This is a genomic window from Porticoccus sp., assembly GCF_041592135.1.
Lineage (GTDB): Bacteria > Pseudomonadota > Gammaproteobacteria > Pseudomonadales > Porticoccaceae > Porticoccus.
Genome location: NZ_JBFHQR010000009.1, coordinates 1 through 13,024, shown reverse-complemented (window position 1 = coordinate 13,024; position 13,024 = coordinate 1). Strand labels below are relative to the sequence as shown.

Here is a 13,024-nt window from a genome sequence, read left to right as displayed (position 1 = left end):
CATATCAATCTCCCAGTGGGGCCGCTAAAATAGCATACCTCGTATATTCAGCCACAAAAGTGCCTCCCCAGCATGTCGATTCTGTCACTCCCGCCGCTCAATAGACCAGGCGACAAGCGCCTTTGGTGTAGTGTCCACGGTGCCGGTGCATCGCTGGCCATTGCTGAAGCCAGCCGGCAACACCGCGGGCTGACAGTGGTGATCGCCGAATCCGCACGAGCCGCCGTAGAGCTGGAATCGGAGCTGCAATTTTTCCTCGGCAAAGAGCAGCCGGTGTTCCATTTCCCCGATTGGGAAACCCTGCCCTACGACCTGTTCTCGCCGCACCAGGACATTGTCTCGGAGCGCCTGCGCACCCTGTTTCGCCTGCCCCAGACGGAAACCGGCGTGGTGGTAGTACCTGTCAGTACCCTGATGCACCGGTTGCCGCCCAACGAGTTTGTCAGCCAGCGCGCCTTTGATTACCACACCGGCGACACCATCAACCTGGAGAAACTGCGCAGCCAGCTCGAGGCCGCGGGCTACCACTGCGTGGACACCGTGGTCGAACACGGCGAATTTGCCGTGCGCGGATCGCTGATCGACATTTTCCCGATGGGCGCCCGACTGCCCTTCCGCATCGACCTGTTCGATGATGAAATTGAAACCCTGCGCACCTTCGACCCGGAAACACAGCGCACCCTGGAACAGACCGACAGTATCTGTCTGCTGCCCGCCAGGGAGGTTCCCCTGGACAAGGCCGCAATCCGCCGCTTCAAGGATAACTGGCTGTCCCGCTTTGATGTCGATGAGCGGCGCTGCCCGGTGTTCAGGGATATCAGTGAAGGCATACCGCCACAGGGCATCGAATATTTCATTCCGTTGTTTTTCGAGCGCTGTGTCACCCTATTTGACTATTTGCCCGGCAACTGCCAGCTGTTCACCGAAAACGCCATTGAACAGGCCGCCGAAAAATTCTGGCAGGACGCCAACCAGCGCTATCGGGAATACAACATCGACCCGACCCGACCGCTGTTGCCGCCCACGGACGTGTTTATCCCGGTGGATGAATTATTTGGTGCACTGAAGCAATACCCCCGCACCGTTCTGCGCGCGGCCAAGGCCGATGATGCCAAACAATTGTCGCTGGCATTGAATGCCCTGCCAGACATTGCCGTGGATGCCAAGGCCGAGAACCCGTTAAAAAAACTCTCGGCCTATCTGGCCAGCACCAAGCAACGGGTACTGCTCTGCGCCGAATCCGCCGGGCGCCGCGAAAGCCTGCTGGAGTTGCTGCAGCGCCAGGGCATTCGCCCCGAGGATATCTCCGACTGGCGGCAATTCACCGAGGGTAGGCAAGCGCTGGGGGTGACTGTCTACCCGCTCACCCGCGGCTTTGCCATGGCGGAGTCCGGTGTCTGTGTCATCACTGAAACCGAGCTGTTCGGCCAGCAGGTCATGCAGCGCCGCCGTCGCAGCAAACAGCGGGAAGATGCCGACCAGGCAATCAAGAACCTCACCGAATTGAGAGTCGGCGCGCCGGTGGTGCATATTGACCACGGCGTCGGTCGCTACCTGGGACTGCAAACCATCAATGCCGGCGGCGATCCCCAGGAATTCCTCACCCTGGAATATGCCGATGAGGCAAAACTCTACGTGCCGGTTTCCTCCCTGCAGCTGATCAGCCGCTACAGCGGCTCTGAGGAAGAACTGGCGCCACTGCACCGACTCGGCAGCGAACAGTGGCAGAAGGCCAAGGACAAAGCCCTCAAACAGATCCGCGATACCGCCACGGAACTGCTGGACATCTATGCCACCCGGGCGGCGCGCAAGGGCTTTGCCTGCAGCGACCCGGAGGCGGATTACCGCGCCTTTTGCGCGGATTTTCCTTTCGAGGAAACCCCCGACCAGTTCGATACCATTGAGGCAGTCAAGCGCGACATGTTGGCGGAACAACCCATGGACCGGCTGGTGTGTGGCGATGTGGGCTTCGGCAAAACCGAAGTGGCCATGCGCGCCGCCTTTATCGCCGTGGCCAGCGGCAAACAGGTGGTGATGCTGGTGCCCACCACCCTGCTGGCCCACCAACACCTGGAAAACTTCCGCGACCGTTTTGTTAACTGGCCGGTCACCATCGAAGAGCTGTCCCGCTTTCGATCCAACAAAGAACAGCAGGACGTACTGGATCGCGCCACCACCGGCAAGGTCGACATTCTGATCGGCACTCACAAACTATTACATGCCAAGGTGGACTACCAGAATCTCGGGCTGTTGATTATCGACGAAGAACACCGCTTCGGGGTGCGCCAGAAGGAACAGATCAAGGCGCTGCGCGCGGAAGTAGATATTCTCACCCTCACCGCCACGCCGATTCCTCGCACCCTCAATCTGTCCATGTCTGGCGTCCGCGACCTGTCGATCATCGCCACGCCCCCCGCGCGACGGTTGTCGGTGAAATCCTTTGTGCGCCAGGATGACCCCCGTGTCATACGCGAAGCCATGTTGCGTGAGATTCTGCGCGGTGGCCAGGTCTACTACCTGCACAATGAGGTCAAGAGCATCGCCAAAACCGCCCGGGACTTGCAGGAGCTGGTACCGGAGGCACGCATTGAGATCGCCCACGGCCAGATGCGCGAGCGGGAACTGGAAAAAGTCATGTCCGACTTCTATCACCAGCGCTTCAATGTGCTGGTGTGCACCACCATCATTGAAACCGGTATCGACATCCCCAGCGCCAACACCATTCTGATCGACCGGGCCGACAAGCTCGGTCTGGCCCAGTTGCACCAGCTGCGCGGACGGGTGGGCCGTTCCCACCACCAGGCCTACGCCTACCTGCTGACGCCAGATCCGAAAACCATGACCGACGATGCGGTGAAACGCCTGGAGGCGATCAGCGCCGCCGATCACCTCGGTTCCGGCTTTACCCTGGCCACCCACGACCTGGAAATCCGCGGTGCCGGGGAGTTGTTGGGCGAGGACCAGAGCGGCCACATTCAGTCCATCGGCTTTACCCTGTACATGGAGCTGCTGGAGCGCGCGGTGGATGCCATTCGCAAGGGCAAATCCATCGAGCTGGACATTCCATTGATGGAAGATATCGAGATCAATCTCAATATTCCCGCCCTGATCCCCGACGATTACCTGCCCGATGTCCACATGCGGCTGATGATGTACAAACGCATTGCCAACGCCAACTCGGACGACGAACTCAGCGAACTGCAGGTGGAAATGATCGACCGCTTCGGCCTGCTGCCGGATTACCTGAAAAACCTGTTCCGGGTCACAGCACTGAAACTCCAGGCCCGCCAACTGGGCATTTGCAAGGTAGAATCGGGGCCTGCCGGTGGACGCGTCGAGTTCGCCAGTGATACCGTTGTGGAACCGCTGACCATCGTACAGATGGTGCAAAAGGAACCCGCAATTTTCAAATTGCAGGGCGCCTCCACCCTGAAATTTGCCGTGCCGACTACAACCATCGAACAGCGGCTGGTACAGGTGCAGGCAGTGTTAAACCGGCTGACACCCACAGGAAACAGGACGTAAATGAAATTACCCGCTGCACTGTTGCTTATCTCCCTGGTATCGGCGTTACCCGTTGCCGCCCAGGCCGAGGAAGAACTGCCCTGGTATCAGGTGGAAATGGTTGTGTTCAGCCAACAGGATCTGTACCACAGCGAAAAACACTCCATGGATCTGCACCTCAGCTATCCGCAAAACTGGCAGCTACTGAGCGGCTCCCCCCTCGGGCAAGGTCAGTCGGCGCTACCGCCCGCCACTGACAGCGTCGATCCTGCCACTGCGCCAGATCGCCCCGTAATCGCAACAGAGCGTCCCTATATCGCCCTGGACAAGCAGTATTTCAAACTGGATGGGGATGCGTTCGCGTTGAAGCGAGCGCCGGGCTACCAAGTGCTGCTGCACCAAGCCTGGCGCCAACAGGGACTGGATGTAAAACAGAGTCCGTGGATTATTGTCGCGGGCGGCGAGGCCTACGGCGATCGTCACGAACTGGAAGGCAGCGTGCGGCTGGTTCTGAACCGCTATTTACATTTCCAGGCCAACCTCTGGCGTAGCCGTTTCGGGGCACCCGTTTCAACCAGTCCCACAGAGGTGGCGACAATAACGGAAAATACCCTGCCCCGGCAAAACAGTGTTGCGGCTGCGCCGAGCTGGCCACCCTTACCGGAACTGCCCTGGCGGCAGCAGGTACCTGCGACGACCGGCAGCCCGGACTGGTCCTTCCAGACGCCACAGTTTGCCATCAGTGATCTGGTGACCCTGAATCAGTCCACGCGTATCAATTTGGGGGAATTGACCTATCTCGACCACCCCAGCCTGGGCGTACTGGTCTGGGTCAGCCGCTACCAGCCCAAGGCCGCGGAATAGCTCACTCAGGGTTGCTGGCGGTCTTTCGCCGACATCTTTTCGGCACGGTCAAGATAGCTACCCAGTCCCTGCCGCTTTTTCGTGCCCTGGGCATCGCCCGTTTTGCCGGCTTTCGGCGTGACAACGGACTGTTTGCTGTCAGTGGTCGCTGAACCGACCGCTGTGCAGGGGCGATCACTGAAGGTGGTTTTCCCCGACGGCTCCACACAGCTGTAGAGATCGGCACTGGCCAAGCCCGAGGTCAGCAGCCCCAACATTACGAGTGTGCAAGCAAGCGGGTATCCGCACCCACCTATTTTCATAGTGCACCTTTTCATAGCGCACCTTTCATAGCGCACCTTTCATAGCGCACCTTTCATAGCGCACCTTTCATAGCGCACCTTTCATAGCGCACTACAGGCGGCGGCCAGCAAGCGGCGAATCGACGGAATTCGCTCCGCCATCACCGCCTCAATCTCCGCCATGCTGATCTGTGCACTGCCCAGACCGGCCGCCATGTTGACCACCAGCGCCAGGCAGGCGAAGGGGATAGCCAGTTCGCGGGCCAGTGCCGCCTCGGGCATCCCCGTCATGCCGACAATATCGCAACCGTCATTGCCCATGCGGGCAATTTCTGCAGCCGTTTCCAGACGCGGTCCCTGGGTGGCCCCATAGACCCCACCGGCGTGTACTGTCATACCGGCGGCAATCGCCGCCTGCAACAGCACTTCCCGCAAATGCGGATCATAGGGATAGCTAAAATCCACATGTTGCAGCGGCTGGGTAGCGCTGTCCGAATAGCTGTGCTCGCGTCCCCAGGTGTAATCGATAATTTGATCCGGAATCACCAGATCGCCGGGACACATTTCACCATTGATCCCGCCTACCACGTTGACGGCAAGAATGGCGGTTACCCCCCGTTGTTGCAGGGCAGCGATATTGGCGCGGTAATTGATGCGATGGGGCGGGATGCTGTGTGCCTCGCCGTGGCGGGCCAAAAAAACCACCTCCCGCTGTTGCAGACTGCCGCAGACCAGCAGCGACGAGGGATCGCCCCAGTCTGTGGCAACCTGCAGCTGTTCCCTGACGGCCAGTTCCGCAAAGGCGTACAGACCGCTGCCACCTATGATGCCGATGGCCACCCTAGTGTATTCCCATGGGGTTGGAAGCAACGCTCATCAAGCCATCTCCTCCCGCACCCCGGCTAGCTGGAGCTGCCCCGGGATATGAACGGTCGAGGTGGGGAAGGCAATCTCCGCCCCGTGCCGGGCGATGACATCGCTGATGTTCAGCAGCACGTCTTGCTTGATCTCATGAAAGCGTACCCACTGGGTGGTTTTGGTAAAGGTATAGACGAAAAAGTTGATCGAGGAGGCGCCAAACGACACGAAATTCACAATCATGGTCTGTTGCTGATCGATCTCGGGATGATTTGACAGCATCGTTTTCACATCGGCGACGATACCCGCCATTTTGCCGATATCATCGTAGCGGATGCCGATGGTCTCGTAGATACGGCGATTGAGCATCCGCGACGGGTTTTCCACCGAAATGTTGTTGAATACCGCATTCGGTATGTACAGAGGGCGCTTGTCAAAGGTGCGGATGCGAGTCAGGCGCCAGCCGATATCTTCCACCGTACCCTCGATTTCCTTGTCCGGCGAACGCACCCAGTCGCCCACCTTGAAGGGCCGGTCCAGGTAAATCATCAACCCGCCGAAGAAGTTGGCCAGCAAGTCCTTGGCGGCGAAGCCCACCGCCAGACCACCGATACCGCCAAAGGCCAGCACCCCGGAAATGCTGTAGCCAAACGCCTGCATGGCAATGAGCACCGCCGTAATGATCACCGATGCCCGCACCAGCTTGCCGATGGCCTTGACAGTGGTCTCATCCATGGGCTCGGCCATGTACTCCGGATGCACCAGGTTGCGCTCCACGCGCTTGACCAGATTGACCAGGAACAGTGCTGCCAGGAAAATGATCGCCACCCGGTTGACCGGAGCCACCAGGTTATACCATTCCGATTCCGCCACCCTCGCAGCCACCGCGGCGGCCATATTGACCCCCAGTATCCAGATGGCCCAGACCGCCGGCCGCCGACAGGCCTCGATCAGGGCGTCATCCCAGACATTGGCGGTGCGCGCGGCATGGGCTTCGAGTACATTGATCAGCTTGTTGACCAGGTAGCCCAGCACCAGGGCGGCAAAGACTATCAGGAAGATTTCCACCGTCCACAGGTGGGTTTCACCGGTGTAGTGGACCAGCCAATTCTCAAGTAGTTGCATGGTTAGTTGCTCCCGTCTGTCACGCGCTGGACGCGAGTATGTCGCCGAGCCGGGCGATCGTGTGCTGCCAGCGGGGGGATGCGGTCAATTCCCGCCAGTCCGGTTTGTGACCCGCCAGCATGCGCGGCAGGCGCGGTGATGGCGTGATGTCGCTGGCGGCAATAAAGTCCAGAACCTCGATGGCCCCCGGGCGGTTGTTGCACACCAGCACCATATCACAGCCGGCGCGCAGGGCGCAGCGAGCCTTGTCGGCATAGCCCCCCACCAGGTCGGCCCCTTTCATGGACAGGTCATCACTGAAAATAATACCGTCGTATTGCAACTCATGGCGCAGGATCGTCTGCAGCCAAAAACGGGAGAAGCCCACCGCATCGGGATCTATGCGGGGGAAAACGATATGTGCTGGCATCACCGCATCCAGCTCAGCACCCAGCTCGACAAAGGGCCGCAGGTCCAGATCCCGCAGGGTTTCCAGCGAGCGGTTGTCGTAGGGGGTTTCCAGGTGGCTGTCCGCCACCACGCCGCCGTGGCCGGGGAAGTGCTTGCCGGTCGTGGCCATGCCCGCTTCGTGCATGCCAGAAATAAAGGCCCGAGCCGCAGCGATGGCCGTTTCGGGGTCATCTGAAAACGACCGGTCACCGATCACCGCACAGTGATCCCGGTCGATATCCAGTACCGGGGCAAAACTGAAATCAATGCCGCAGGCCAACAGCTCCGATGCCATCAGCCAGCCGCTGTCCCGCAACAGGGCTTCGCCACCCGCATCAGCGAGGCGGTCGCCGAGCGACTGCATCGGGGGAATCCGGGTAAAACCCTCCCGGAAACGCTGCACTCGCCCCCCCTCCTGGTCGACACAGAGCAGCAGTTCAGGCCGAATAGTTCGAATCCGCGCCACCAGCGTAACGATTTGCTCGCGGCTGGCAAAATTGCGGGCAAAAAAGATAATGCCGCCCACACCCGGATGCTGAATCAGCTGTTCTTCTTCCTGGGTCAGCGTCAAACCGTCCAGGTCGAGCATCAAGGGGCCGGGGATCATATAAAAACCTCAAACATCGGGGAGGGGAAGACGAAAAGGGCGTAAAAGCCCTTTTGCCAAGCCTGTAGATTAGACAAATTTTTCATTTTGAAAACAACCCGTTATGTCGACAGGTACTTAGCTTTTATGGGCCGTCGACACAAGGCTAGTATTAAATACCTTTGCAGACTTAAGTTACGCGACTTTTTTAAAATTTGTCTCAGGTCATATTTCAGGATAACCAAAACCCGGTGGCCGCCACTTGTCCGCAATTCCGGCGGTGGTTGATGCGCAACTGTACAGTTGGTGATACTTTGATGAGTCCTACTATAAAGGAGGGGTGAGCCATGGCTTCACAAGTTCCTGTCATCGGCGCCTGGTATCAGGACGCAACAGACGATGAAATATTTGAAGTAGTAGCAGTTGATGAACACGCCGGATCTATCGAAATACAGTTCATGGATGGCGAGGTCAGTGAAATCGACCTGGACAGCTGGCAACAATTATTACTGTTGCCGGCGGAAGCACCCGAAGACTGGCGGGCATCCTACGAACTCAGCAATGAAGACAGTCTTTCCTCGGATGATATCTACATCCCGGACAACTGGAACGACCCGTTGCTGGACATGGATTCAGACACCATCTATGGACTGGATGATTTCTGAGGCAGTGTCGACGCCATCCACTGCTAACGCTTATTCAGCAATTTCCTGAGCCTGTAGCATGCGAGCATGCTGCAGGATGATTTTTGCCGCACTCTCCGCATCGTCCACCAGCGAAAACAGGTGTAACTCACGCTCGGCAATACAGCCGTGTGAGAGCATGGTGGTTTTGATCCAGTCCACCAGGCCCTGCCAATACTCAGTGCCCAGCAGGATGATCGGAAAAGGTCGCACCTTGCTGGTTTGCACCAGCGTCAGCGCTTCAAACAGCTCGTCGATGGTGCCGTAACCGCCCGGGAAAATCACAAACCCCACCGCATGTTTCACGAACATGAATTTGCGCACAAAAAAGTAGCGAAACTGCAGCGAGAGATCCTGATAGGGATTGGGTGCCTGTTCGGTGGGCAGCGAGATATTCAACCCCACGGACGTAGCTGAGGTGGCATAACAGCCCCGATTTGCCCCCTCCATGATACCGGGGCCGCCACCGGTAATCACCGGTATCCCCTCCTTCCCGAGAATGCCCCCCAACCGCATGGCTTCATCGTAAAAATGGCTGCCGGTCGCAAAACGAGCACCGCCAAACACAGTGACTGCGCCGCCCAGCCGCGCCAGTGCCTCTATACCATCCACCAGTTCCGACTGAATTCTCAGCACGCGCCAGGCTTCCGGTATCTTTAATTCATCCATCGTTATTCTCCCAATCAGACGCCGTTGCCCTGCCCTTCATTGTGCTACTTCCCGGCAGCTCAAACCGACGGCAATCCCCAGCTATTTCAACACCTCGGCACCTAAGTATAGGTGGATCATCCCGTATTATGCTGCCAACACAGCAATACTGTGTTTTAATACAGCCTATATTAATTTACAGTAGTTACAGCATATCCGTCGCCAAGTCCAACAGAGGGAATCATCATGAGCCGGCCATCACTCACCGCTCGACAGCAACAAATTCTGGATCTGCTCAGACAGCATATCGAAGACAGTGGCTACCCGCCGACACGCGCTGAAATTGCCGCCGAACTCGGGTTCAAATCACCCAATGCCGCCGAAGAGCACCTCAGGGCATTGGCCCGCAAAGGCGTGATCGAGATGACATCCGGAGCCTCCCGCGGCATTCGGCTGACCGAGGAAGTCCACACCGGACTGCCACTGGTAGGACGGGTCGCGGCGGGGAACCCGGTGCTGGCGGTGGAAAATATCGAAGCTTACCTGGATGTGGCGGCAAACCTGTTCTATCCCCAGGCCGACTACCTGCTGCGCGTGCACGGTATGAGCATGAAAAACGTGGGCATCATGGACGGCGATGTGCTCGCCGTGCACAAGTGCCAAACCGCGGAAAATGGCCAGATTGTGGTCGCCAGAATTGACGATGAAGTGACGGTAAAACGCTTCAGAAAGGGCCGTAAAAGCCATGAGATCATCCTCGAGCCGGAGAATGAAACCCTGGAACCCATTCGGGTAGATCTGCGGCAGCAGAGCTTTGCGATAGAGGGACTGGGGGTCGGCGTGATCCGCACCCACACCTGATCAAATCAGCCCCACATCGCATCCGGAAGCGGGCGCCGGGCTCGTCACGATCTGTGGTCAGTGAAGAATGCGAGCCTTGTCGGTGCGGGGGGCCTCCAGCTGTAGACTTTCCGCGCCCAGTTCCTCAAATAACTCGATGCCGGCGTCGATCATTACTTTGGCCACATCGACTTTGGCATTCTGCAAGAAAGCTTCCGCCTCATCAGAAAAACTGATGCGTATCAGTGGTGCATCGTCATCATCCGTTCGCTGCAGAGCCACATCGCCATCGGGCAGTATTACAATTTCAAAGAGAGACAGGGACATCAAGTTTTCCGGGGCTTGCCGTGCTATGGGACGAGATTGTAACAGAGCCCCGGAAGCTTATTAACCTCGACGGTCAAAATAACCCTCAGCACTCCAACATGTGCTGCCGATGGCGCTCAATCAGTTCGCTGAAGGCCTCTTGCCAGCTGTTGAGCAATTCAGCATTCAGTTGCTGCGGCTCCGCCTCCGAAGCGATCTGCACCACGGCGATGGGCGACTGCCCGCTGAGCTGTTCCTGCTGGACGGTCAACATTTGCCGGTGTGCTGCGAGCAACCGACATAGCCAACTGTCGGATTGTTGCTCCAGATTGGCCAATTCGCTGGCCTCTGCCGGGTGTTTACCCATTAGTTGAAGTGCGGCAATCAGTTCGGGGACGGAGTGGATTTGTTCCGGTTGACGGCACCGATAGGTCGATGCCACTTCGCGCAGGTAAAAGCGGTAGCACGATTCCAATTGATAGAGTACCGACTGGCACAGGGCCAGCTCCAGCATGGGGCGGACGTTGCAACCGGCCGAAGCCAACTGCTCGAGCAGCTGGCTTGAGCAATACAACCGTTGGTTGACGACGGACAAATACGGATTCACGGCTGTTGCCCGCTATTTTTTGCCCTTGCGGTCATCTTTCTCACGCCATTTACCACCTTCGTAAAAGGCTTTCCAGCCGCTGGGTTTACCATCCACTTCCGACTGCACATATTGCTCGGCGGTCTTGCGGCTGTAGCGCACTACCGTCGGCAATCCATCCGGGTCTTTGACCGGGGCGTTCAACAGGAAACTGTATTTGGGATCGATCTCGTCCCGGTGCGGCAGTAACTCCACCACCTTGGGCGCACGGGTTTCCCGATGGCGGGGAAATTTACTGGCGGCCAAAAACAACCCTGATGCGCCGTCGCGGAGAATGTAATGGTCATCCACCTTCTCACAGGCCAATTCCGGCATCGGCACAGGATCCATCTTCGGTGGCGCAGCCTGGCCATTCCTGAGCAGTTTGCGGGTATTTTTACAGTCTTCGTTGGTGCAACCGAAGTACTTGCCGAAGCGGCCCGACTTCAGCTGCATGTCACTGCCGCATTTGTCACATTCAATCAGTGGACCGTCGTAGCCCTTCAGTTTGAAACTGCCGACTTCAACCTCGTAGCCTTCACAGTCTGGATTGTTGCCACAGACATGCAGTTTGCGGGTTTCGTCGATCAGGTAGCTGTCCATGGCTGTATTGCACAATTTGCAGCGGTGGCGATCCATCAACTGGCGAGTTTCGGCGTCCTCGTCCTCGTCGGCGTTGACAGCCTCATCTCCGGGCGTGAGGTTCATGGTGCCCTTGCAGCGCTCCTTGGGGGGCAGACTGTAACCTGAGCAACCCAGGAACACCCCGGTGGTACCGGTGCGGATCATCATCGGTCGGCCGCACTGGGGACAGGGGATATCCGTGGTCGACGGTTGGTTGGGGCGCATGCCCTCATCCGCGGCCTCGGCGTTGGCGAGCTTGTTGCTGAAATCCCGGTAGAACCGACTGAGAACATCTTTCCAGTCCAGCTCCCCCTGGGCAATTTCATCCAGGTACTCTTCCATGGAGGCCGTGAAGCCGTAATCCATCAGGTCCGAAAAGTTTTCATTGAGGCGGTCGGTGACGATATCGCCAATCTTTTCGGCATAAAAACGGCGATTCTCCACCCGGACATAACCGCGGTCCTGAATGGTGGAAATAATGGACGCATAGGTGGACGGGCGACCAATACCCCGTTTCTCCAACTCTTTCACCAGCGAGGCCTCGGAGAAGCGCGCCGGCGGTTTGGTGAAATGTTGCACGGAGATCAGCTTGTTCAGGGCCAGCTGTTCACCGATGCTCATTTCCGGCAACTCGATGTCATCCGCTTTCTGTGCCAGCGCCGGCAGCACCTTGAGGTAGCCGTCAAAACGGGTCACCCGACCCTTGGCGCGCAATTCGAAATCCCCTGCCATTACCGTCAACGTGGTGCTGGTAAATTGCGCGGGGGTCATCTGGCAGGCGACAAACTGTTGCCAGATCAGGCGATAGAGTTTTTTGGCATCGTCTTCCATGCCGGCCAGATCGCCGGGCAGAATATCGATATTGGATGGGCGGATCGCCTCGTGCGCCTCCTGGGCGCCCGACTTGCTGCTGTAGGTGTTCGCTTTCTCCGGCAGGTAGGCGTCGCCGTAGCGCTGCTGGATAAAGTCGCGACAAACGGCGACCGCCTCTGCACTGAGGTTAGTCGAATCGGTCCGCATATAGGTGATGAAACCCGCCTCGTAGAGACGCTGGGCCAGCATCATGGTTTTCTTCACCCCGTAACCCAGCCGGGTACTGCAAGCCTGTTGCAGGGTGGAGGTAATAAAGGGCGCAGAGGGCTTGCTGCTGGTGGGTTTGTCTTCCCGGCCGACGACCGCAAACGAGGTGCTGTTCAGCGCCGCTACCGCAGCATCGGCCTGGGCCTTATTGGTGGGCCTGAAGTTTTCACCCGCCTGCTTTTTGACTTCAAAGCGAACCTGGTCTTCGCTCGAGTTTTCCAGGTCTGCGTGCAGGGTCCAGTATTCTTCGGGCTCAAAGGCGCGGATTTCCCGCTCCCGTTCAACGACCAGTTTGACCGCCACCGATTGCACCCGTCCGGCCGACAGACCCCGAGCCACCTTGTTCCACAACAGCGGAGACAGCATGAAACCCACCACCCGATCGAGGAACCGGCGGGCCTGTTGGGCGCTGACCCGGTTGTCGTCCAGGCGGCCGGGGTGCGCAAACGCTTCCTTGATAGCCTTTTTGGTAATTTCGTTAAAGACCACCCGCTGATACAGCTCCACGCGAAGCGCGGTGCCGGCGGCCGGTGACCCGGGGGCGAAAAGCTTCTCGAAGCCGAGCACCCGG

12 protein-coding genes are annotated in these 13,024 nt (G+C 58.2%); 4 read left to right on the top strand and 8 right to left on the bottom strand.

Annotated elements, in window-relative coordinates; all coding sequences use genetic code 11:
• The first annotated feature begins 72 nt into the window (after positions 1–72).
• Both mfd and ABY948_RS01855 read left to right on the top strand, forming a co-directional pair.
• Positions 73–3,525, top strand: a complete 3,453-nt coding sequence (mfd, locus tag ABY948_RS01860) for a transcription-repair coupling factor (protein ID WP_461480806.1) — start codon at positions 73–75, stop codon at positions 3,523–3,525.
• The gene (locus tag ABY948_RS01855; RefSeq protein WP_461480805.1) at positions 3,526–4,368 is read left to right on the top strand and encodes a CsiV family protein; all 843 of its coding nucleotides are present in this window, start codon (positions 3,526–3,528) and stop codon (positions 4,366–4,368) included.
• Positions 4,369–4,373: 5 nt separating this feature from the next.
• On the opposite strand, the gene ABY948_RS01850 is transcribed toward ABY948_RS01855, so the two are convergent.
• The 4 genes from ABY948_RS01850 to nagZ all read right to left on the bottom strand — a co-directional run bounded on the left by ABY948_RS01850 (position 4,374) and on the right by nagZ (position 7,668).
• Positions 4,374–4,625 carry a DUF4124 domain-containing protein gene (locus tag ABY948_RS01850; RefSeq protein WP_461480804.1) on the bottom strand — a complete coding sequence of 84 codons (252 nt, stop codon included), beginning with the start codon at positions 4,623–4,625 and terminating at the stop codon, positions 4,374–4,376.
• Between the two features lie 126 nt (positions 4,626–4,751).
• Positions 4,752–5,489 (bottom strand): S-methyl-5'-thioinosine phosphorylase, encoded by a 738-nt coding sequence (locus ABY948_RS01845; RefSeq protein WP_461480803.1) that lies wholly within the window; start codon positions 5,487–5,489, stop codon positions 4,752–4,754.
• A 36-nt stretch (positions 5,490–5,525) separates the two neighbouring features.
• Entirely contained in the window at positions 5,526–6,632 is a 1,107-nt protein-coding gene (locus ABY948_RS01840; protein ID WP_461480802.1) for a mechanosensitive ion channel family protein, read from the bottom strand.
• Between the two features lie 19 nt (positions 6,633–6,651).
• Positions 6,652–7,668 carry a beta-N-acetylhexosaminidase gene (nagZ, locus tag ABY948_RS01835; protein ID WP_461480801.1) on the bottom strand — a complete coding sequence of 339 codons (1,017 nt, stop codon included), beginning with the start codon at positions 7,666–7,668 and terminating at the stop codon, positions 6,652–6,654.
• 326 nt (positions 7,669–7,994) lie between these two features.
• Between nagZ and ABY948_RS01830 the strand changes: the two genes are divergently transcribed.
• A complete protein-coding gene (locus ABY948_RS01830; RefSeq protein ID WP_461480800.1) occupies positions 7,995–8,312 on the top strand; it encodes a DUF6763 family protein in 318 nt (105 codons plus the stop codon).
• A gap of 30 nt (positions 8,313–8,342) precedes the next feature.
• Here ABY948_RS01830 and ABY948_RS01825 read toward each other — a convergent pair whose 3' ends face one another.
• Positions 8,343–8,999, bottom strand: coding sequence for an LOG family protein (locus ABY948_RS01825; RefSeq protein ID WP_461480799.1), 657 nt, complete (start codon positions 8,997–8,999; stop codon positions 8,343–8,345).
• Positions 9,000–9,224: 225 nt separating this feature from the next.
• On the opposite strand from ABY948_RS01825, the gene lexA reads away from it, so the two are divergent.
• Positions 9,225–9,839 (top strand): transcriptional repressor LexA, encoded by a 615-nt coding sequence (gene lexA / locus ABY948_RS01820; protein WP_461480798.1) that lies wholly within the window; start codon positions 9,225–9,227, stop codon positions 9,837–9,839.
• A 57-nt stretch (positions 9,840–9,896) separates the two neighbouring features.
• Here the strand turns inward: lexA and ABY948_RS01815 are convergent, their stop codons facing one another.
• The 3 genes from ABY948_RS01815 to topA all read right to left on the bottom strand — a co-directional run.
• Positions 9,897–10,145: a hypothetical protein gene (locus tag ABY948_RS01815; RefSeq protein ID WP_461480797.1), complete on the bottom strand. Its 249-nt coding sequence runs from the start codon at positions 10,143–10,145 to the stop codon at positions 9,897–9,899.
• Between the two features lie 85 nt (positions 10,146–10,230).
• Positions 10,231–10,731: a DUF6586 family protein gene (locus ABY948_RS01810; protein WP_461480796.1), complete on the bottom strand. Its 501-nt coding sequence runs from the start codon at positions 10,729–10,731 to the stop codon at positions 10,231–10,233.
• Between the two features lie 12 nt (positions 10,732–10,743).
• A partial coding sequence (gene topA / locus ABY948_RS01805) for a type I DNA topoisomerase (protein ID WP_461480795.1) occupies positions 10,744–13,024 on the bottom strand: 2,281 nt, incomplete at its 5' end.

What these genes read in the sequence shown, in the direction of transcription:
- nagZ (WP_461480801.1), bottom strand. Translation starts at nt 7,668, where the DNA reads ATGATCCCCGGCCCCTTGATGCTCGACCTGGACGGTTTGACGCTGACC.
- mfd (WP_461480806.1), top strand. Translation starts at nt 73, where the DNA reads ATGTCGATTCTGTCACTCCCGCCGCTCAATAGACCAGGCGACAAGCGC.
- ABY948_RS01850 (WP_461480804.1), bottom strand. Translation starts at nt 4,625, where the DNA reads ATGTTGGGGCTGCTGACCTCGGGCTTGGCCAGTGCCGATCTCTACAGC.
- ABY948_RS01815 (WP_461480797.1), bottom strand. Translation starts at nt 10,145, where the DNA reads ATGTCCCTGTCTCTCTTTGAAATTGTAATACTGCCCGATGGCGATGTG.
- ABY948_RS01825 (WP_461480799.1), bottom strand. Translation starts at nt 8,999, where the DNA reads ATGGATGAATTAAAGATACCGGAAGCCTGGCGCGTGCTGAGAATTCAG.
- ABY948_RS01830 (WP_461480800.1), top strand. Translation starts at nt 7,995, where the DNA reads ATGGCTTCACAAGTTCCTGTCATCGGCGCCTGGTATCAGGACGCAACA.
- ABY948_RS01840 (WP_461480802.1), bottom strand. Translation starts at nt 6,632, where the DNA reads ATGCAACTACTTGAGAATTGGCTGGTCCACTACACCGGTGAAACCCAC.
- ABY948_RS01855 (WP_461480805.1), top strand. Translation starts at nt 3,526, where the DNA reads ATGAAATTACCCGCTGCACTGTTGCTTATCTCCCTGGTATCGGCGTTA.
- lexA (WP_461480798.1), top strand. Translation starts at nt 9,225, where the DNA reads ATGAGCCGGCCATCACTCACCGCTCGACAGCAACAAATTCTGGATCTG.